This window comes from Paenibacillus sp. FSL H3-0329, assembly GCF_037963285.1.
Lineage (GTDB): Bacteria > Bacillota > Bacilli > Paenibacillales > Paenibacillaceae > Paenibacillus_AQ > Paenibacillus_AQ odorifer.
Genome location: NZ_CP150150.1, coordinates 2,859,949 through 2,882,209, shown reverse-complemented (window position 1 = coordinate 2,882,209; position 22,261 = coordinate 2,859,949). Strand labels below are relative to the sequence as shown.

Sequence of the window (22,261 nt, the reverse complement as noted above, 5' to 3'; positions counted from 1 at the left end):
TTAAGGAGGTTTCAAACGCTTATCTCACTTATTTAAAGACTTTAACACGATCTTCAACCGGTTGGAATTGTTTCTCACCAGCAGGAGTAACGGTTTTACCAAATGGCAATTGAGCAATCAATTTCCATTCTTGCGGGATCCCCCATGCTTCTTTTACTTCATCATCAATCAGTGGATTATAATGCTGCAAGGATGCACCTACACCTGCTTCAGAAAGTGCTGTCCATACTACAAATTGCAGAATACCAGAGGATTGGTTAGCCCAAATTGGGAAGTTCTCAGCATATAGAGCGAAGTTCTCTTGCAGGCTCTTCACTACCGTTTGATCTTCGAAGAATAGTACGGAACCGTAACCTGCTTTGAAAGACGCTAATTTTTGCGCTGTTCCTTCAAATTGTTCGGCAGGAACGATTTTACGCAATGTTTCTGTAGTGATATCCCATAGCTTATCATGTTGTTCACCAAGAAGAACAACGGCTCTTGAGCTTTGAGAGTTGAATGAAGTTGGGCTATGTAGCACCGCTTGTTCAACGATTTCTACAATTTGTGCATCCGAAATCGTAGTTTCTTTACTGATGGCATATATGGAACGTCTTCCTTTTACTGCTTCAAAGAAATTGTTAGACATAAAATAACTACCTCCATTAATTTTAGTAACTTACTTTTGTATATCTTAGCACCTTTTTTCTGAAAACACAACAGTTATTCACAACTTATTTTGTCGGATATATTCGTTGCCAACTCTTATTGTCGCATTTATGGGCTTAATTATGCACCTGATCTATTAATCATTAATCAATTCATGCGGGCTAGAAACTGCCCTCTTCCTTTTCCGATATACACTACGAGCTAAAATGCGCTACAATAGTGCAGCAAATGTATAGAAGGAAGGTTATAATCATGAATTTTCTGAGCAAGAAAGCCCTTGTTCGACATAAAAAATCAGTCTTTACCTCTTTGTTGCTGCTCCTTTTCCTGAGCTTGGCTCTAACTAGCTGTAAAGACACAAATTCGTCTAATTTGACCTTTACAGAACTAGATCCGACTGATCTTCACCCCCTCACTTTCTGGGTGGCAACGGATACTCACTTCTTAGATAAGAAGCTTCAGGATGGCGGTACAGCTTTTCAGAAATATGTAACTGGCGGTGATGGGAAAATGCTGCCTTACAGTGATGAAATCCTTGAAACCCTGGTTTATGATACTGAGCAGCAGAAGCCTGATTTTCTCATCCTCAGTGGAGATTTAACAAATAACGGAGAACGCAGCAGCCATCAGGAGCTAACCCAAAAACTAAAGCGAATTGAAGCGCAGGGAACCTCTGTTTATGTCATTCCAGGCAACCATGATCTATTTAATCCTTGGGCCAGATCCTTCAGCGGGGATAAGCAGCTCGTTACGGATTCTATTACAGACAAAGACTTTACCAAGATGTATGAGAATTTCGGCTACAAAGAGGCTGTATCACGTGATAAAGAATCGCTAAGTTACATCGTTAAAGCAGCTCCAAATTTATGGCTCCTTATGATTGACAGCAGCCAATATCATAACAATCAGAAATACGGTTTCCCCCAAACGGACGGACGCCTGACCGCCTCTACCCTATCATGGATAGATAATTCTGTTAAACTAGCTGCTAAGGAGCATGCTTCTGTCCTCACGGTTATGCACCACAACCTACTAAGCCACACCTCTATGTCTGTTTCAGGCTTTAAACTTAACAACAGTCAGGAAACAATAAAGTTACTTCGTGAAAATGAACTTAATTTAGTCTTGTCAGGCCATATCCATATGCAGGACATCCAGGTAGACCCGGCAACTTCTTCGGAAGTAATGCCAATTTATGATATCGCAACAAGTGCAATGGCTGTTTATCCACATCAATATGGAGCGATGACCTTCGATCCTCTGAGCAGAACCGTCAATTATGAAGCAATGCCCTTAAATGTAGAAGGATGGGCTAAAGCTAATGGCATTACAGATCAGAATCTTTTAAACTTTAAGACCTATGCTGAGGATATTTTTGCTACAAACTCTTATAACAAAGCTATGGATGGTCTAAAGGAGAGTTCCTTTACGCAGTCTGAAAAGGCATCGATGGCAGAGGTAATGGCCAAGCTAAATGTAAGATACTTCGCGGGGACAGCCGGCAGCTCCTCAGAAGATATTAAAGCGATGCCAGGTTACAAGCTTTGGGAAGGCCTACAAGAAGGTTTCTTAGGTGGATACATCCTAAGTATGACAGAGGATAAAGAGCTTAGTAATATAGCTTTAGAGGTGGTATTAACGAAGCAATAACTGGTTTATGTATTTCATATAAAAAACCCAGCCTCCACTCGCATTTATGCGTCAGATGGAAGCTGGGTTTATTGTGTTAATTAATCGTTAAGATGCAACTAGTTCCGTACAATAGTAATCCAACCATCTTCATCTACCGACACAGTAGCATGAAGCGCTTCAGCAAGCAGACGCAAGGATACATATGCATCGCCATACTCGTCAACAAATACAGGTTGGGCAAGCTTTACAGCCGTGCCGTTAATCAAGGCTTCGGAAGAACCGATTTTGAACACCAGTTTATCTCCGTACACACCATCAGTAACGTTAATTGCACGATTGACAGTATCCCATTCTACAGTACCATCTAAATCTTCTGCCAAATAACGCAGTGGGATATAAGTAGTGTTCTTGTCTACAATCGGGTAATAATATTCGTCATCAGGTTCGATAACAATGGTTCTCTTCGTAATGCCCAGATCATCCTTCAATATACGATATACATCAGAATCTGGGGCAAAGTTTCTCAAAGTCTCTCCAGGTGTAAGCCCGGAAGAAATATCAAGTGCACCTTCAGTGCTGATTGGATCAGCAGTTACAGCACCGCCAATGTTCCAAACCTGACTGGAAGCTTTAAGCGAGAGACTCTTCAGTGGGAAATCCTCGGTACCCGGAAGCGCCACTTTCAGATCAACATTCTGTTTACGCACATGCAGAGCACTATCAACGAAAATATCAACAGATAACTTCGTATCCTTACTCAACACAGTCTTAATCTCAGGAGTTGATTTGTAAAGACTGTCCACTTGATTGTCATATACTAGCAGCAATGCATCAACAGCCAATTTGGCAGCATCATGCAATACAGTTACGACAGCTTCTTTATCATCCAGTGGAATATCTCCGAATCCAAGATTGAAAATATCGCCAGAACCGTCTTCATCCATAGCTTTGATCACAGGGTACAGATAGTCGTAAAGACCACCTACCAATTCAGTAAAAGCTTCTGTGTCTTTGGAGACAGACTTCAGGAAGCCTTTTAACAGTGCAGGAAGCTCATCACCCGTCACTTCTGCATGCAGCTTCGTCATGTTCAACTGCTCGCCATACACAGCATCACTAACCGGTGTAATGTTGATTACGCCAGGATTAGGAAGATTCTTAACAACGAATTTCGTCAACAGCTTACTGACATCTTCAGCTTTTGCCGTATCCAAGCCTACTTCACCTAAGATTTCATCGTATCCTTGTACAGGGAAGTAGAACGGTTGTTTTGCTCCTTCAACTGTAAAAGCAAGTGTTTGTTTGTCCATAAACAAGGTGAATGGAATATCCAATTGTTTATAACCAACAGTTCCTTGGGCCGATAAACTCCCATTATCTTGTAACTTAGCTTTACTAATATTCAAGGAAAAAGAATTAATAAGATCAACCATTTCCTTATCTTCCGTGCTAATTCCCTCTATGGGCTCAGCATTCATGGAAAAAGTCATACTGGATTCTGATGATTTAACATCAACATCCCCAATCAACGCCTTATTAACATCGAACCCCCCTACCGACTGACAGCCGGCAAGAACTAGCATCAGTGCGACAAAAGGCAAAAACCACTTCATTTTTGCTTTAACTCTACTCATAGCATGTCTCCTTCATCTTATTTTGTGAAATCAATCCATTATCTCAGCTAAGGTAAGTTTTGTAAATCAAAGTTCCTTTTATTGTAAAATGTTTAAATATTCAACAAACTTCGCCATTCGATCTGAGCCCATTCCTTGTAAATTACAGCCTTAACTATTGCCAACATCAGTAAATGTGCAGGATAAAATGACCACCACACCCAGCGCGGAACCCGATGCCGCTCCAAGCGATTCCAAATCAAAGGCGTAAAAGCAATCAGCAAGGTAGGTAAAATACTTAGCATCTGTACAACCCAATAATTATAAAACATATAGAATAGATTCAGTGCCAAATGGGCTCCAACAAGCCAGTACGATTTCGTATAACGAAAAATCAATACTAAGAGCAAACCGTACGCGTTATAATCTATAGGGTAATAATCCATTAACACTATAGCAGCAATTACCACAGGTATACCTAGCCATAGTGAAGGCAGTTTGTCCAAAATAACCAGTACGATTGCCGACAGCAATAACGTAAACACCACGTTCCAGCCACCAGAATTTAGCGCTAAATTATAGGGAATCTGAGCAATAATCGCTATCAAGAGCAACCGTAATAAATATTTAGGTCTGGATGAAGTATGAATATGTCCCTGCACAAGCCCATAACAATAAATCGGAAAAGCTATTCTCCCTACATATCTCCAAGCAAGATTCTCCGGGAAAAAGATATAGCCAATATGGTCGATTAGCATCGTCAGCATGGCAATAATCTGCATTACAATCCTCCTTAAGCATGTTGAAATATAAATTCGCCAAGCCCTTCCTCATTTCCTTTACCAATAAGCAAATGAAGAACGCGGAGAAACGATCATCCGCTTTCTGTGCACCTCCCCCCTTGACTTTATCGAATACTATTGAGTAATATTAACTAGCAACAGAATATGGCAATGATCAAAGACATGATTTCCTACACGAACTGTCCAGAGAGAGAAGTCCAGGCTGCAAGCTTCTCCAGTTACCGGTTGTGAAGTTACCCCTTTGTAGCCGTGACGCTGAATCCGTAGAACTTTGTTTTTCGGTAGTATGCGGCACCGATTTATCCCCGATATCGGATACCAATGAGGTCCTGTCCATGTGACAGGTCGAATTAGGGTGGAACCACGAGCTGAACGCACTCGTCCCTTTCTGGGAGAGATGCGTTTTTTTGCGTTCACAACTAACAATATTTGAGAAACGGAGGCTAAAATCATGAAGATCAAGGTAACACTGCAAGATGGAACATTTAGAGAGGTACTGCAAGGAACAACGATTAAAGAAGCAGCAGGTGCCATAAGTACCAGTCTGAAAAAAAATGCTGTAGCTGGAAAAATTGATGGAAAATCTGTTGATCTAAACCAAGCGATCGAACATGATTGCCGGCTCGATATTGTTACGTTGGATAGCAAAGACGGTCTTGAGGTTTATAGACACAGTACTGCACATATCATGGCGCAGGCCATAAAACGTATATATGGAGATAAAGCTGTCCAGCTAGGCATAGGTCCTGTTATCGAAGACGGCTTCTATTATGACATTGATATTGAGAAACCTCTATCCACTGATGATCTTGCTGCAATCGAACAAGAAATGGCGAAAATCATCCAAGAGAATCACCAGATTGTCCGCCGTGTGGTGAGCCGCGCAGAGGCCATTAAACTTTTTGAAGAGTTGAATGAGCCTTTAAAGCTGGAGCTTATTCATGATCTGCCGGCAGACACAGTATTAACTATTTATGATCAAGGTGAATTCTCCGATCTTTGCCGTGGGCCACATCTTCCCTCAACTGGCTTGGTCAAAGCCTTTAAGCTGTTGAATGTAGCGGGTGCCTACTGGCGTGGAGATTCCAATAACAAAATGCTGCAACGTATTTATGGAACTGCCTTTCCTAAAAAAGCGCAGTTAGAGGAACATTTACTGTTTCTTGAAGAAGCTAAAAAACGTGACCACCGTAAGCTCGGCAAAGAACTTGAGTTGTTCATGTTCTCTGAAGAAGCGCCAGGCATGCCCTTCTATCTTCCCAAGGGAATGACAATCCGTACAGAGCTTGAGAACTTTGCCCGGGAATTACAAAGACAGAGAGATTACGATGAAGTTCGTACACCGCTGATGATGAACAATCGGCTTTGGGAGCAGTCGGGGCACTGGGATCACTACAAGGACAATATGTATTTCACAAATGTAGATGAAACAAAATTTGCCCTTAAGCCGATGAACTGCCCTGGGCATATGCTAATTTTCAAAAACAATCTGCATTCCTACCGGGAACTGCCTATCCGTATCTCGGAATTCGGTCAAGTGCATCGCCATGAATATTCTGGAGCACTTAACGGGATGATGAGAGTCCGCACTTTCTGCCAGGATGATGCTCACCTCTTCGTTTTGCCAGAGCAAATCGAGGATGAAATAAGACGGGTAATCTCACTGATTGACCATATTTATCAAGTGTTCGGCTTTGAGTATAAGATTGAATTATCTACTCGGCCGGCAGATTATATGGGATCTGAAGAATTATGGGATCAGGCTGAACAATCTTTACAAAATGTATTAGACAATCTCGGGATCGAATATCGAGTGAATGAAGGGGATGGCGCGTTCTATGGACCTAAGATTGATTTCCATATCTTAGATGCGCTAAAACGAAGCTGGCAATGTGGAACAATCCAACTAGATTGGCAAATGCCAGAGAAATTCGATCTTACTTACATCGGGGAAGATAATCTTAAACATCGCCCGGTCGTAATCCATCGCGCTGTGTATGGATCGATCGATCGTTTTATGGGGATTATTACTGAGCATTTCGCTGGAGCTTTCCCACTGTGGCTCGCACCTGTTCATGCGAAGTTATTGCCAGTCTCTGAGAACTATGTTGACTATGCACTGCAAGTGAAGCATCAAATGGAGAAGGCTGGCATTCGTGTCGAAGTAGATATTCGAAATGAGAAGTTAGGCTACAAAATTCGTGAAGCTCAGCTTGAAAAAGCACCTTACATGCTCGTACTGGGGGAGAACGAAAAAAATTCCGACACTGTCTCTGTAAGAAAACGTGGTGAAGGTGATCTTGGTTCGAAGAGTATCCAAGACATCATTAAACAGATTAATGAAGAGATTATTAGTAAGAGATAAATTTAAGGGGCTGTCTAATCGTAGAAAAACTACGTTTGAGACAGCCCCTTCTTTATAACCTATTCATATTCACATGAACTCTATTTTACGTACAGGCGGCTGCTTTCTTCCCAATATTCGCCTGGTTTCAGGCTGAACAAGCCGATATCATCAGCAGGAAGGTCTACCATTGGCGCATTCACCAAGTTAATTTGTGGCTCAGGGCAGAAGAACTGTTCTGTAGCACCGTTATTCCAGATCATCCATTGTTTGTACGAAGTCCCTACATCGTACACCAAGGTTACTCCAGCTTTGCTATCGGTAAGCTCCATCCGGTTGCGTCCGTTCTGAGGTACAGCCGTGTAGTGATTGTCCATCGATGCAAAATATGGATTCACACCTTCTTCACGAAGCTGAACTTCTCCTGGCTCCAACGCCTGGAATTTGCCTGTTGGCAGCATGCGGTCGTTAAGCTCCCAGCGCTCACCAATAGTAGCTTTTACGCGGTAATCTTGTGCCGAGCTTCCTGGTGCGAATGGTGCGTTAATGGCAGTGTGGAATGCCAGCAAGCAAGGCATCACGTCATCTCCATCATTGTGTACCAGCACCTGTTGAGATAATCCTCCTTCGCCGAGGGTGTAACGCAATTTGATCGTATACTTATGTGGAAAATATTGATAAGAAGGATGATTCTCATCCACCTTGATGAATACGGTTACGAAGCTTTCAGTCTTACCGCTGCCAAATTCTTCGACTTCCCAAGCTGCAGTATGTAAAAATCCGTGTAAATGGTTGCCCGTTGCAACTTCATTTACGGGGAATTGATAAGTTTGACCATTCCATGGAAATTTACCATCCTCATAACGATTTGGAGGAAATAATACAGGAATTCCGTGAATCCCCGGACTTGCCTTGAAGGCTTCCATTTCTTCAGCTCCAGGCTCATGCAGGAAGCGATATCCGTTTTCGGTATCACGGAAACAGATCAGGTTGCCGCCAATGCCTGGCAGAATAGCTGCCTCATAACGACCGGCTTTCAACCAGATAGCTGCTTCTCCTTCATATTGTCCTTCATACGCTGTGATTGACATAATATATTGTTCTCCCTTCCAGTGTCTGATAATTGTCTCCACTTGATAGATTACCACATCTAGTCATGAGGTGACATGCTCTTTTTACAATTGCTCCACTTCTACGCTCATTACATGTTCAATTTTCTTCACATCGTAATAAATTTCTGTTGCGTAATCTCGATCCGGGGCTGAGATCACCATATCGATCATTTGTCTGCCATCTTCCAAATCTTTAATTTTCATTCTTCGAATCGCTCGGGATGGACCTCTAGTACTACGCTGCGAGCTGACCTGAGGCCGCTCGATTTTTTGGATCACTTCTGTAAGCACGAAATTAGCTTCCATAATGATCCTCACTGAAACTTCATGTTTATTCAGTACTTCTGGTCCTAGCGAGCGGATTAAATGAGGAACTAAATTCACAGCAAACATCAGCAGAATAACCGCATATGCTGCTTCAATATAGAATCCCGCACCCACAGCTATACCAATTCCAGAAGCTGTCCAGATGAGTGCTGCCGAAGTAAGGCCCGAAATGGCATCTCCGCCTCTACGCAGAATAACACCCGCACCCAAAAAACCAATCCCGCTGACAATCTGAGCCGCAAGCCGCATTGGGTCCATGTTTGGATGCTCTGGCCCTGCGAACTTATCAAAGGCATGGATAGACACCACTGTGACAAGACAGCTCGCAATGCTTATGACCATACTGGTCCGTATCCCCAGCGGTTTCTGCTTGATCTGTCGGTCAATCCCGATGAACAGCCCGAACAGCATGGCCACTAGTAACTTCATTAATGATTCCAATTGAAAATCCATATCGCAATCTCCTTTCTCCAGAGATACTCCATTATAACGGAAATTGGAGATAATGATTAGCTTTATTTTACAACAAAAAACGGTATAACCATCCTCAGCGCTTATGCTCTTTCGACCCGTGTGGTCCGGCATAGCGACGAGGATGGAATCCGTTATGAGAGGTCAAGATTATGTTGGAAAATTAACCATGCAGAAGCGACTCTGCACCGTCACAATAAATTTCCGTCCCCGTAATATGATCTGAATCTTCCGACGCCAGAAACAGAGCCAGCTTCGCTACTTGATCAGGTCGCCCCGGACCTTCTTCCAGCGGTTGATCTCCCTCAGGAAATTCTACTGGGATTTTCACTTCTTTCAGATCCTCTGATGGAAAAGTGTTGTCATCTATATTGGTCTTTATAGCCCCAGGACAGATCGCATTTACGCGGATTTGAAATTGAGCCAGTTCCAGTGCCGCCATTTTCATAAAAGCAACCTGTCCTGCCTTAGTCGTGCTGTAAGCAGAAAAACCAACATTGGAAAACACACGATTTCCGTTAATGGAGCTGTTGATCAGGATGCTGCCTCCGCTTTCTTTTAGATGCGGTATCGCATATTTTACAGTCGCGAAGGTTCCACGCAGGTTAATATGAATGGTCTGATCCCAAGATTCAATATCCATCGTTTCAATAGGCGTCATCGCCCCATTAATCCCTGCGTTGGCAAAAACAACATCAAGACGACCCCATTTCGCGGCCGCCTTGTTTATCGCCGCTTCCACTTGTGGTGGTTCAGCAACATCACATTCGATAACTAGGGCTTCTCCGCCCTCTTTCTCCACTTGCTGTCTAACCTTTTCAGCGTTCTCCACAGTTCTGTCCAATAATACAACTTTGGCTCCGTTACGTGCGAACTCAAGCACGGTTGCCCGGCCAATTCCTGAGCCGCCTCCGGTTACAACTGCAACCTTACCTACAAGCTTTTTATCTGCCATATCGTGATATCCTCCTTCTTATCATGCAAGTCTTCCAGTTAAGTTCTTTCCTTAACCTTAACCTTGCATACAGAAGTTGAACCGACAGATATTTACTTTTCCTTTAGGATTATTATTCTCCCTGACGAAGATGAATGATGAGATCGTTTAATCCGGCTTCCCGGATCCCTTCCACTATAAGTTCAGCTAGAAGACGAGCCCCTAAAATCTGAAAATGTGTATTATCCTGCACGCCACCTGGATGCGCAATAAATTCTCCTGGATAGCTCCACATGAATAAATCTTTTGAGCCCTCTGAGCCATAAGCTTCAAAGAGCTTGCGGCTCTTCTCGGCTAAATCAATCAGTGAAACCTGCTCGGTATCTGCGAGTTCCCGTATGGCGATTAAATAATCTCCATGCGTGTCTACAATTGCTTCTTCACTATCAAATCTTCGCCGATGTACAGAGCTCACAAGAACCGGATAGGCCCCCGCTTCTCGGGCGACTGTAATCAACCGGAGCAAATGTTCCTTATATGTAGTAAAGGGCTCGGTATGTCTTAAATCATCAGTTTTGGAATCATTATGTCCAAACTGGATGAACAGATAATCTCTGGGTCTGATATCTGCGGCAATGCCCTCCAAATGCCCTTCCTCAATAAAACTCTTGGAACTGCGTCCAGAAAGTGCTCGGTTATCAACAACTATTCCCGCTTTGAAGCAGCGTGGCAGCAGTTGACCCCACCCCGCATAGGGATAACCTTCTTCCCCTTGATCGGTCACCGTGGAATCTCCCGCCAGAAACAAGACTAGCGCTTCATTGTCCATCTGAATGTCCAAGGCGTTAATACGCGGTGCCGCACCCGAGAACGATAGCTTTAGCTGCCCATCCTTAATTCTAATTGCAAAGGATTCGCGTAAATATTGGCCCGCAGGCACATTTAGAGTGTCCAATACGAACTTGCCTTCTCCAGCTTTGATAAATGTGCTGGTCTCTGCCAGAGCATCACCCAACAGCAGCGTAACACGGTAGATCCCATTCGGGAGATCCAGAAGAAAAACTGCTTTCTGTGGGATGCAGCAATCACTTCGCAGTATATCTGTTCCCCCTCTGAAACGACCAAAGACGGTGGAATCAGAAGTGAAACCATACCCTATTTCCTTAGAATAAGATGTGTCCGGCCGAATTTTGGTGTAGCCAGGCTCAGCTTCCTTAATCCCAAAATCAAAACGATAGCTATCCAAATTCAGCCGCACCTTTCTTAATTAGAGATTCAAAACATTTATATTCATTTGCTGAAATCAACCTTTCAAACCACTGGTGCTGATTCCTTCTACAATCTGCTTTTGGAAGATAAAGAAGATAATCATGACTGGTGCCAAACTTAGAACAGACATGGCGAACATTGGACCCCAGTTGGATACGGACTCACTGTCCAGGAACATTTTCAGCCCCATCGAAACTGTATATTTAGAAGGTGAGTTCAAGTACAATACCGGTCCAAGCAAGTCTTCCCAACGCCAATAGAAGGAAAAGATTGCCGCAGTAGCCATAGAAGGACGGATAAGCGGAAGTATAATTCTGAAATAAAGTCCAAATTTCCCACAACCATCGATGGTAGCCGCTTCATCAAGTTCAACAGGAATGGTCCGAATAAACTGCAGCATTAGGAAAATGAAAAACGGGACACCGAAGAACTGTGGAACAACGATCGGTTTGATACTGTCGAGCCATTCCAATTTGGCATAGATAATGTATTGAGGGACGAGCACCACATCGGAAGGAAGCATCAGGGTCATCATCATGATTCCGAACCATAAGCCATGGCCTACAAATTTATTGCGGGCAAAACCAAAGGCAACCAGTGAAGATGAAATGACTGCGCCCAGTGTTGCGACAATGACAATTACGAAAGAGTTCTTGATGAAGACACCAAAGGAGTAACCTGCAATACCTTCCCAGCCTTTAGCATAGTTCCCCCATTCCCATGGATCAGGTATAAGGTGCTGCGCTGTAACAAACACAAGCCGGCTCTCTTTAAAAGAACTCATGATCATCCACAGAATCGGATACAGCATAACGATAGCGAGGCCACCTATAAGGATGTGATAAAGCGGCCATTTCAGTTTAATTTTCGCCATGGATTATTTTCCTCCTTCCGACTCGTAGAAGACCCACGATTTGGATGTCTTGAACAAGATTCCGGTCATGATGCCGACAAGCAACAACATCACCCAAGCCATAGCCGAAGCATAACCCATATTATTAAACATAAAAGCCTGACGGAATAAATAGAGAGAATACAACATAGTGCCGTCCATAGGTCCGCCTTCACCTTTAGAGATAATATAAGCTGGAACAAAGGTCATAAATGCGCTGATCGTCTGCATAACTAGATTAAACAGAATCACTGAACTTAAGAGTGGCATAGTAATCTTGAAGAACTTTCTGAAGAATCCGGCTCCATCCACACTAGCTGCCTCATACATTTCACCAGGAATATTTTTGAGACCTGCCAGAAAGATCAACATGGATGAGCCAAACTGCCACACAGATAGAGTTATCAACATGATAAGCGCAGCGTTCGGATTGCCAAACCAACTTACCGGTCCAATTCCGAAAAAGCCAAGCATGCCGTTAATAATTCCAGTATCACTAAAAATATTACGCCACATGATGGAGACCGCCACACTACCCCCTATAATAGAAGGTAAATAATAAGTTGTCCGATAGGCTCCTACCATACGTGATTTCGTATTTAGAATCATGGCCACAAATAATGCGAAGGTTAGACGTAAAGGCACACCGATAAATACGTAAAGCAGCGTAACCTTTAGTGAATGCAAATATTTCGGGTCATTTGAGAACATTTTGATGTAATTATCAAATCCAATCCACTTAGGTGGAGCGAATAAATTGTATTTGGTAAAAGAAAGATACAGCGAAATGATCATCGGGATCAGTGTGAAGCAAAGGAAGCCAATGACGAACGGACTGATGAAGGCATATCCTGTAAGGTTGCTTCGTAACCGCCGGCCGGTGAGGTTCTTTTTCTTAACAGCCAATGGATTCGAAGGTAGGGGATTCGTTAATGCCAAGGGTCTCCAACTCCTTTTTATGTGAATAATATGGGAAACGGGATGCCGCCTAGCGAAATGGCACGCCGTTTCCCATGTGAGACGCAGTATAGTTATCTGTTACCCTACGATTAACGGCTGGAGAGAATAGAGTTCGCTTCTTTTCGGAACTGTGCTGCTGCTGCTGCTGGATCGATTTTTCCGAAGTTCATTTGTTCAGCAAGGTCTGTAAGCAGGGCTACAACCTCTGGTGATCCTACCGGTGGACTCATAGGTGAAGTAGTAGGCTCCATGTCAGCAACAAACTTAAATACTTGCTTACCGGAATCAGTTAATTGTGTAGCTACAGATTCTTTGATTTTGCTTGAAATCGGTACTCCGCGTTCGCCTTTGATCAGGTTGTTAGCTTCCACATCATTAATCCAGAAATCAACGAACTTCGCTGCTTCTTCCTTCACTTTAGAGTTAGAAGTAATTGACCAGTACATACTTGGCTGCATGTAAAGCCCTTTATCCATATCTGGACCAGGCATTTGTGCCAGCTCCATAGGACGATTTACAGCGATTTGCAAAGCAACGTATTGGTTCGACCATTGCCATACACCGATACCTGTCCCTTTAACAATATCCGACTCTTCAATAACCCCTTTATTTTGGCTCAGTTTGTCTTGTGATGGGACCGCTCCATCTTTAATCAAACCAGACAACATTCCGAAAAAGTCAGTGAACAACGCATCGTCCTCATAGCCAAGTGCGGAACCATCATTGTTATAGAGTGCCAGCCCTTTTGTACGCAGATAATAGTTGAAGAACACGTCTGCTGCCATGGAACCGTCCATATACAGTCCAGCCGACTTAGCTTTTGCGGCGATTTCCTTGTATTGATCCCAAGTCCAATTCTCTGGGATAGAATCAACACCTGCCTTTTTCAGCAATTCTGGATCATATTGAAAACCAAGTACGTTAACCCCTAACGGAATTCCGTATTGCTTCTCACCGATCACTCCAGTACTCAGCACGTTCTCATTCACATCGCCGACTTGAATCTGAGAGTTCAAATAAGGTTTCAAGTCTTCGAGCTGTCCGTTAGATCCATATTGATTGATATAAGAAATATCCATTTGAACGATATCAGGAAGCCTATTTGCAGCGGCTTGCGGAGCAAGCTTTTTCCAGTAATCATCAAAGGATGCATATTCAGGCTCAATGGTTACATTCGGGTATTTGGCTTCATACATATCGATAACTTGTTGTGTATAAGAATGTCTTGTATCTCCACCCCACCATGCGATTCGCAAGGTTACTGGTTCTGCTGAGGTCGTAGCCGCAGGTTTCGTTTCCGAAGGAGTATTTGTAGCGGAATCCGTAGCGGCAGCATTGTTATTGTTGTTACCTCCACCGCAACCAGCTAACATCGACGACAGCAATAATGGTACGGCTAGTAAAGCGAATCTCTTTTTCAATTTCATGTCCCCTTTTCCTATGATAGTGTAAAGGCTCTGATCCCTTTAGGTAGCGCTTTCATTGGTTAAATTTTCTCAAATATTCCGTGATTATTGAATACAAAAAACCGTCTTGTTTGTTCAATAATCAGTTCGCTTGAGGGGGTTTCATGAAATCTGTAGGGGTCTGGCCGGTTACTTTTTTAAAAACCTGACTGAAATATTGTGCATTTCCACCGAAGCCGAACATTTCAGCCAGCTCAAATACTCTCACATCCCCACTTCTCAAAATATGCTCCGATGCTTTAGCAATCCGGTAATTGGTTACATAATTCGAGAATTTCTCCCCGGTAATTTTTTTGAATATTTTGCCGAGATAGTCGGGATTCATATATAACATTTCAGCAGCGACCGAGCTAAGCGACAGCTCTGCATTCTTGTAATCCTCTGCGATAATTTTGAACATTTTGTCTACAATAAGTGATTGCCGGGAACTAAAATGTCGGTCATACATCGCTGTTAAGCGAACCGCTGCCTCTTTGACGTATGCTTTTAAACCTCCCAAGGTTCTAATTTCGGCAAGCTCCGCCAAGCCCGATGTGAAGCTATTTCTTTCATCAGGGACTGCTAAACGAATCATAGCGGAATATAACTGTAAAACATAAGAACGCGTCACGTTAATATCTAACCGCTCATCTGCGAGCAAGTTGAATAATCGTTCCAATTCCAGCTCAACCGTATTTTGATCGCCTGCTTTTATAAGTAGACAAATATGCTCTTCATCTAGCTCGATATCATTTCTTCCACTTAGCTCATCACTTGGGATATCACTCCCGGTAATCAAACCGCCCGCCTCCAAATAAAAACGATGGTTCAGGCACTGCAAGGTCTGACGATACAATCTCCGGGAATGAATCATAAGGTCAGCATCACTAATCGCGATTGTCACATCCATTTTATAAAACTTGCAGAATACCTCTCTTACTTCAGCGATACGTTTAAGCAGGGGGCTATTCTGCACCGTATTTCCTTCGTCTTCTAGTAAAATTAATAAATGACCGCCTATCGTCGCACTCAGGAGTGTTTCCTGAAGTACGTCCTGGGCAATATTTTGCAGAGCGAACAGTTGCTCATATTCGTAAGAACCTTCTAGTCGGAACAGGAGCAAGCGCACCGTTTTGTCATTAAGTTCAATGCCGAATAGTTCCTGATAATACTCTAGATCCTGACTTCCATAAGTTTTATTAGAGATCCATTCCTTCAAAAATTGTTCTTTCACATGGGGCAATACCTTCTGAAGACGTTGTTTCATACGATTTACGAATTCGCCTCTGCTCTTTTGCTCATCGAGTTCCGCTACCAGCTCAATCAGTGCTTCATGGATCTGATTCTCATTGCACGGCTTTAAAAGATAATGTTTGACCCCGTTCTGCATAGCAATACAAGCATAATCAAAATCCTTATAACCAGTCAGCATAACGAATTTCACTTCTGGAAATCGTTCACTGCATTTTTGCACCAGTCCCAGGCCATCTAGACCAGGCATAGAAATATCCGTGATCACAATTTCAGGGTTAAGCTCCTCAATTTTCACCAAAGCTTCAATCCCGTTCCGCGCCGTGCCTACAAGCTCTGTTCCCGCTCTTCCCCAGTCCACAACCTGCGATATCCCTTCCAGAATCAAGCGTTCATCATCCACCAGCAGCAGTTTATACATTCTCTAGCACTCCTTTTAAGTAAGGTATACGCACATGTATAGTTGTTCCTTGACCCGGCTCACTTTCTATGACTGTGCCCCATTCAGGGCCGAAGACGATTTGAATACGCTCCGCGATGTTAGCTAAGCCGATGCCTTCTCCACGTGTCTTAACTCTCCCCATCTGTAAATCTTTGATAAATTCAGCGCTCATCCCCGGTCCATTATCACTGACTTTGATATCGAGGCCCTGATCTTCTTCACTAACTGTTATAGAAATGGTGCACGGCTCAATATTAGGCTCTAGCGCATAGCGAATAGCATTTTCGATTAAAGGCTGCAAGGTCAGCTTCGGAATTAATGCATCATGCAGATTTTCAGGTACATCCATCCGGAAATCAAGCCTCTCATCAAACCGTGTTTTCTGGATAATGACATAATTTCGCACGATAGTGATCTCTTTTTCAAGTGTAATTAGCGGATCCTTGAGACCAATAGAGCTGCGGAACAAGTAACCGAGCGCTTCTACCATTTCTGAGATTTTGGCTTGTTTGTTCATTTTGGCTAACCAATTGATCGATTCCAGTGTATTGTACAAAAAATGCGGATTAATCTGTGCCTGTAATGCTTTCAGCTCGGTCTCTCTAATAATCAGCTGCTTCGCATAGTTCTCATCAATAAGCTCTCTGATCCTGCGGATCATCATTTTAAAAGTCCGGTTTAGCTGACTAACCTCGTCCTGCGCAGTCTGTGAAACCACACCTAATGACTGTTCCTCCAGATTGTCCAGATCGCCCTTCTCGATTTGCTTCATTTTTTTGGTCAGCTTAGAGATCGGACGTACAATACTACGAGCAAGCCTGTAGCCTAAAAGGAGACCAATTAATAAGATTAGTGCGAATATGATGACAACCAGTTTTTTGACAAAAGTAATATGTTTGAACATCTCATTAAATGGAGTTGCATTGATGTAGATCCAATCTATATAAGATGATTTCGTCTTGGTTATAAAATAAGTACCTTCTTGATATTTGGCCGTGCGATATAGCTCCGGACGTTCTGTCTCTTCTTTAAGCTCTTCTGGCAAAAGAATCGGTGCTTCAGGATAGATCGCCTGTCCCGTCGTGGCATCAACAGCTATTAATTGGTCGGTATCGCTCGTACTATCCGCAATGATTAGATCGATCCGAATACGGATCACGAGTGTTCCCAGATCATCCAGCGTAAACGTTGACCCTGTATAAGATTTAATCTGCCGAACCGCCAAAAGTGAATTTCTGTTTCCTTGCGGATACCACACTATACTCCCGCTAGCTTCCGCAGCTAACGGCTTTAACTGATCCTGCAGATCCTGTGATACCCCTTCACGATTGCCCGCAGTCATTACTCCGCCACTCGTATCCATTAGCATCATGGAATAAACGTATTTCTCTGCCCCTGCAAAAGCAACCAGCCTGTTTATGATCTTGTTATGTAGAACTTGTCTTTCATAAGGCTGTGGATCATTCTGCAATTGGCGCAGGCATTCTTGGATTTGCTCATCAGACACCACTGTAAAAGAAAGCTGATCCAATTCTCTTAGGGCATTCTCGATGCTAATGGAGGACATCCCCAATACCTCAGAGGCCTTTTCATAAATTTGCTTGTCATAGATACGATACACATATTGCAAAACGGTCAACGAGAATAAAAAGGAAAGTAGAAGCAAAAAGGAAATAATCAGTATCATTTTGTTGAAAATGCCCGAACTTCTGTAAGCGCTAACATTTTTCCAAATCATCTGTTTTCTCCGCTCCCTAAATATGATAATTTTCATTTATTATCACTATAATTCCATTATAAACCATAATGTTCCATTTGGGTAAATTTACGTGAACTGAAAGATAAGGATAGTATAATGGCTCGGCGAAAAAAATCCTATGTAAAAAAGGGCTCGAAATGAAATCCAGAATCAGAGTTCACTTCAAGCCCTTATATTGAGCTACCTTCACACCTACAACAGACTAACCAAGCATCATTCGGTCATCTGCCAATTTATGTCCGCTGATTGTCTCGAATTCTCCGAGCAGCCGTTCTACGGTAAGATCTTTTTTACGAACCTCGTCGATATCCAAAATAATACGCCCCTTATCCATCATGATCAGACGATTGCCAAGACGAATGGCCTGCTCCATGTTATGGGTAACCATTAGGGTGGTTAACTTCATCTCACGGACAATGGACTCTGTCAGTTTAGTAATCAGCTCCGCACGAGAAGGGTCAAGGGCTGCTGTATGTTCATCTAAAAGTAAAATTTGCGGTTGAGTAAAGGTCGCCATTAGCAGACTTAGCGCTTGTCTCTCTCCACCTGACAACAACCCTACTTTTGCCCGCAGGCGATCCTCCAGCCCAATCCCCAGACGGCTTAGCTCGTCGCGAAATAAAGCTCTTTTTGCTTTATTTACTCCAAAGGTTAACCCTCTGCTTTTGCCTCTTTTATAAGCCATAGCTAAATTTTCTTCAATCGTCATATGTGGAGCCGTACCCGCCATTGGGTCCTGAAAGACCCGGCCGATCCAGCGACTCCGTTGAAATTCCGCCAAATGGCTGATTGAATTTCCTTCAATGCTGGCTGTACCCAGATCCGGCTTCATGACACCGGAAATAATGTTCATCAACGTAGATTTACCAGCTCCATTACTTCCAATGATGGTGACAAAATCACCGGGAAGAAGCTCCAAGTCAATGCCGAGCAGCGCTATTTTCTCATCTGGTGTTCCGGGATTGAACAGCTTAGATACGTTCTCCAGTTTAAGCATCGATGGTGCCTCCTCTCTTGCTGCTTAGCGCTTGCTCAGCTAATTCAACGGAACGCCTCCGCGCCATATTCTTCTGCTTCAGGAAACGCTGAATCGACGGGAATACAAGAGCGAAAATAACGATAATTGCTGTGATCAGCTTAAGATCCGAAGCTTTCAGCCACGGTACCCGCAAGGCAAGTGCAACTACGATCCGGTAAACTATGGATCCGAGCACAACAGCCAGTGTGGCCCGAAATACATTTTTGGCACCAAATATGGCTTCACCGATGATCACCGAAGCTAACCCGATTACAATCATCCCAATACCCATGGAGGAATCCGCAAAAGTAGAATACTGAGTAATTAACGCTCCCGAGAGCGCCACCATTCCATTGGATAAACTGACACCAAGAATAGTGGTATTATCCGTGTTTACACCCAGACTACGGATCATTCTTGCATTATCTCCGGTAGCCCGCAGCGCAAGTCCAAGATCCGTACGCAGGAATAAATCCATTACTATTTTCACAAAAATAACTACAAACGGCAGTACGAGCAGAGGATCAATGGAAGTGAACAAGGTAGTGACGCCCATTAAAGACCAGTTGGGTTTGCCACCAAATATCCGCAGATTAATGGAATAAAGTGCAATCATCATCAAAATACCGGATAACAGTCCATTAATCTTGCCTTTCGTATGTAATAGGCCCGTGCACATTCCTGCCAGCATTCCACCAGCAATAGCGGCCAAGGTAGCAAGCCATGGTGCATAACCGTTAGTAATCATAACAGCGGCAATGGCGCCACCAGTGGTAAAGCTCCCATCTACAGTCAAATCAGGGAAATCAAGAATACGAAAGGTAATGTATACACCTAAAGCCATAAATGCGTAAAGCAAACCCATTTCAACGGCCCCGAGCATCGAATTTAACATAGATGACTTCCTCCTTCGAGCGGAAAGGGGCGTTCTCACGAAATCGCCCCTATATAATGGCTTATTGAATAATATTGTTAGCTTGATCGGCAACTTCTGCCTTCATTGCATCAGTCACTTCTATGCCTTGTGCTGCTGCAGATTTCAGGTTAAGAATGAGATCAAGTTTTTCTTGCATGGTTACTTTCATATCAGCTGGCTTTTTACCATTTTTCAAGATATCCACGGCCATTTGACCCACTTGATAACCATGATCGAAATATTTAAAACCAACGGTGGCAAAAGCGCCCTTTTCAACCGTATCACGGTCACTGGAGAAGAACGGGATTTTCTTGTCATTAGCCGTTTGAATAATGGTATCCACTGCACTTACGACTGTGTTATCCAAAGTAATGTAGAATGCATCTACACGACCCACAAGTGATTCCGCAGCTTGTTTGACTTCAGAGGTATTCGTGATGGCAGCCTTCACTAGCTCAATTCCATGCTTATCCAATTCTTTTTTAGCAATCTCAGCCATAATTACTGCATTGGGTTCACCTTCATTAATAACGATGCCCAGCTTTTTCACGTTAGGAAATTGGGTAGCTATAAATTGCATTAATCTGTTAATCGCTTCGGGATTGGTGTCCGATACACCTGATACATTTCCACCTGGATGCTCCAGATCCGTGACAATCTTCGCGTCGAGTGGGTCAGTTACTGCTGCGAACAAAATCGGTGTATCCTTACTTGCTTTGCTGAGTGCTTGAACAATTGATTGAGCGGAAGGCGTTGCAATTGCCAATACCAAATCATTTGAGTCAGCGGCAATTTTTTGAGCAATGGACAAGTTATTCGCTTGGTCAGCCTGAGCATTCTCAAGGTCAACCTTCAGGTTCTCGCCTTCAACGATTCCTGCATCCTTCAAAGCAGCGAGAATTCCTTCGCGTGTAGCATCAAGTGAGGGGTGTTCCACATATTGTGAGATCGCAATTTTGTACGTTTTTGAATCTGCTGCTCCTGCATTCGTAGGGGAATTACCGGAATTCACTGCATTTCCTGAGTTTTCAGCGGTGTTATTGTTGCCACAACCAGCTGCTACGAGCATGAAGCATAAGCTTAATCCCGCCAAAATGTTTCTCTTTTTCATCAAAGTACCCCATTTCATTAGTTTATTAACGCATACATCAAGGTGAGCGACTCAGCATTATCACTTTTATCGATAAAAGCATTAAAGCATAAGCTTACACGTACCTCACATTAATGATAGAAATCTATTAAACCTATATTATATGGAGGTTGTTTATCCGTCAATCACTTATCATATTTCCATAGATTTCAAATTCTGAAGAATATATGACATCAAAAGAGGTAATGCTTGGTTGTCTCTTACAGCGATTGCCTTCGTTTCTTTTACATAAAAAAAATCGCCCTGCACAAACTTAATTTACAGTTTGAAGATGGAGCGTGTTAAATGGCTAATAATCACAAAAGACTACTAACCACCGCTACTGTATTGCTTGCTGTCGCTTTAACGAGTTCATCCTGCGGTTATTCTTCTCAATCGCAAAAACCTAAGGTTAACGCGCTAACTCCTGATGGTAAAAATGCCTCCAGTTATTATGAACAATCTGCAATTACTGACGCTCAGGGAAAGTACTGGATTCCACTCAAGCCTGCGGTTACTTCGCTCGGATATCGGATGAAGGATGATGGTTCTAGTGATGGATACACTAAAATCGGTTATAGCGATGTTATGTATATGCTGCGCCCTGGCTCTCCACAGGTATTCTCACTTGGGGAAAAAATCACACTGCCACAAGCCCCTAGACGGCAAGAAGGGCAAATCTATATCACCCCTTTAGCCTTGTCCAAATTTTTGCAAACAGAAGTAGGCTGGAATCCCCAGTCGGGTGAGATAAACATTGCTACACCGTCCGAACGTAAGACTATCGAAAAATTATCGACGGTCGAATCCACGAGTGAATCTAAATCTTTACGCATTCAAAGTATTTCTGAAGCGGATAAACAGGAGTTAATCTCTTTTGCCAAAAATTTCTTGGGTGTTCCCTACGACTTTGGCGCTGGATCTTATGAAGAAACCAAAAAATTTGATTGCTCTTCTTTTACAAGGCATGTATTCAAAAAATTCGGAGTCAGCTTACCTCGTTTAGCTAAAGATCAGGACAATTTAGGTACCCGTGTAAGTCGAAGCGAACTGGATGTAGGAGATCTTATCTTCTTTACCGTTCCCGGTCGATTTGAAAGTGATGCTATACCTGGTCATGTCGGTATTTACATTGGAGACGGAAAGTTTATCCACACCTGGGGTGAACCCGGAGTTCAGATCAGTGACCTCGACTCAGGTTATTGGAGTAATGTAATCCTCCATATGCAACGTGTTTTATAAGCTTCCCATACTTTAAAAGAAATCATTCAAAAAGCCTGAATCCCTATTGATGGG

Annotated in this window: 18 protein-coding genes; 3 read left to right on the top strand and 15 right to left on the bottom strand. The window is 43.1% G+C overall.

Annotation, left to right across the window (positions count from 1 at the left end; translation table 11 throughout):
• Positions 1-28: 28 nt before the first annotated feature.
• Positions 29-628, bottom strand: a complete 600-nt coding sequence (locus tag NSQ66_RS12505; protein WP_038570356.1) for a nitroreductase family protein — start codon at positions 626-628, stop codon at positions 29-31.
• Between the two features lie 272 nt (positions 629-900).
• Here NSQ66_RS12505 and NSQ66_RS12500 point away from each other — a divergent pair, with 272 nt between their 5' ends.
• Positions 901-2,298: a metallophosphoesterase gene (locus tag NSQ66_RS12500; RefSeq protein WP_076179010.1), complete on the top strand. Its 1,398-nt coding sequence runs from the start codon at positions 901-903 to the stop codon at positions 2,296-2,298.
• A 98-nt stretch (positions 2,299-2,396) separates the two neighbouring features.
• Here NSQ66_RS12500 and NSQ66_RS12495 read toward each other — a convergent pair whose 3' ends face one another.
• On the bottom strand, positions 2,397-3,914 hold the full coding sequence (locus NSQ66_RS12495; RefSeq protein WP_339279702.1) for a copper amine oxidase N-terminal domain-containing protein: 1,518 nt from the start codon (positions 3,912-3,914) through the stop codon (positions 2,397-2,399).
• 92 nt (positions 3,915-4,006) lie between these two features.
• Positions 4,007-4,675, bottom strand: a complete 669-nt coding sequence (locus NSQ66_RS12490) for a TraX family protein (protein WP_036686237.1) — start codon at positions 4,673-4,675, stop codon at positions 4,007-4,009.
• A 472-nt stretch (positions 4,676-5,147) separates the two neighbouring features.
• Between NSQ66_RS12490 and thrS the strand changes: the two genes are divergently transcribed.
• Positions 5,148-7,061, top strand: a complete 1,914-nt coding sequence (thrS, locus tag NSQ66_RS12485; protein WP_076141504.1) for a threonine--tRNA ligase — start codon at positions 5,148-5,150, stop codon at positions 7,059-7,061.
• Positions 7,062-7,141: 80 nt separating this feature from the next.
• Here the strand turns inward: thrS and NSQ66_RS12480 are convergent, their stop codons facing one another.
• From NSQ66_RS12480 to NSQ66_RS12425, 12 genes are all read right to left on the bottom strand, one after another.
• Positions 7,142-8,131: an aldose 1-epimerase gene (locus NSQ66_RS12480; RefSeq protein ID WP_076141505.1), complete on the bottom strand. Its 990-nt coding sequence runs from the start codon at positions 8,129-8,131 to the stop codon at positions 7,142-7,144.
• Between the two features lie 84 nt (positions 8,132-8,215).
• Positions 8,216-8,932, bottom strand: coding sequence for an MgtC/SapB family protein (locus tag NSQ66_RS12475; protein ID WP_036686231.1), 717 nt, complete (start codon positions 8,930-8,932; stop codon positions 8,216-8,218).
• Between the two features lie 181 nt (positions 8,933-9,113).
• Positions 9,114-9,905, bottom strand: coding sequence for an SDR family NAD(P)-dependent oxidoreductase (locus tag NSQ66_RS12470; RefSeq protein ID WP_036686230.1), 792 nt, complete (start codon positions 9,903-9,905; stop codon positions 9,114-9,116).
• A gap of 112 nt (positions 9,906-10,017) precedes the next feature.
• Positions 10,018-11,130, bottom strand: a complete 1,113-nt coding sequence (locus NSQ66_RS12465) for a rhamnogalacturonan acetylesterase (RefSeq protein WP_038570350.1) — start codon at positions 11,128-11,130, stop codon at positions 10,018-10,020.
• Positions 11,131-11,187: 57 nt separating this feature from the next.
• On the bottom strand, positions 11,188-12,027 hold the full coding sequence (locus tag NSQ66_RS12460; RefSeq protein WP_038570347.1) for a carbohydrate ABC transporter permease: 840 nt from the start codon (positions 12,025-12,027) through the stop codon (positions 11,188-11,190).
• Between the two features lie 3 nt (positions 12,028-12,030).
• The gene (locus tag NSQ66_RS12455; protein WP_076105030.1) at positions 12,031-12,951 is read right to left on the bottom strand and encodes a sugar ABC transporter permease; all 921 of its coding nucleotides are present in this window, start codon (positions 12,949-12,951) and stop codon (positions 12,031-12,033) included.
• A 143-nt stretch (positions 12,952-13,094) separates the two neighbouring features.
• Positions 13,095-14,432: an extracellular solute-binding protein gene (locus NSQ66_RS12450; RefSeq protein WP_036686225.1), complete on the bottom strand. Its 1,338-nt coding sequence runs from the start codon at positions 14,430-14,432 to the stop codon at positions 13,095-13,097.
• 121 nt (positions 14,433-14,553) lie between these two features.
• Positions 14,554-16,122: a response regulator gene (locus tag NSQ66_RS12445; RefSeq protein WP_076141506.1), complete on the bottom strand. Its 1,569-nt coding sequence runs from the start codon at positions 16,120-16,122 to the stop codon at positions 14,554-14,556.
• Positions 16,115-17,881 carry a sensor histidine kinase gene (locus tag NSQ66_RS12440; RefSeq protein ID WP_038574396.1) on the bottom strand — a complete coding sequence of 589 codons (1,767 nt, stop codon included), beginning with the start codon at positions 17,879-17,881 and terminating at the stop codon, positions 16,115-16,117. The genes NSQ66_RS12445 and NSQ66_RS12440 overlap by 8 nt, the downstream gene beginning before the upstream one ends.
• A 223-nt stretch (positions 17,882-18,104) precedes the next feature.
• Positions 18,105-18,899: an ABC transporter ATP-binding protein gene (locus tag NSQ66_RS12435; RefSeq protein ID WP_036686220.1), complete on the bottom strand. Its 795-nt coding sequence runs from the start codon at positions 18,897-18,899 to the stop codon at positions 18,105-18,107.
• A complete protein-coding gene (locus tag NSQ66_RS12430; protein ID WP_076141507.1) occupies positions 18,892-19,815 on the bottom strand; it encodes an ABC transporter permease in 924 nt (307 codons plus the stop codon). Before NSQ66_RS12430 ends, NSQ66_RS12435 begins: the two co-directional genes overlap by 8 nt.
• 61 nt (positions 19,816-19,876) lie before the next feature.
• A complete protein-coding gene (locus NSQ66_RS12425; RefSeq protein WP_076141508.1) occupies positions 19,877-20,947 on the bottom strand; it encodes an ABC transporter substrate-binding protein in 1,071 nt (356 codons plus the stop codon).
• A 324-nt stretch (positions 20,948-21,271) separates the two neighbouring features.
• Between NSQ66_RS12425 and NSQ66_RS12420 the strand changes: the two genes are divergently transcribed.
• Complete coding sequence (locus NSQ66_RS12420; protein WP_036686216.1) at positions 21,272-22,207, top strand: NlpC/P60 family protein; 936 nt, start codon at positions 21,272-21,274, stop codon at positions 22,205-22,207.
• Positions 22,208-22,261 lie beyond the last annotated feature (54 nt).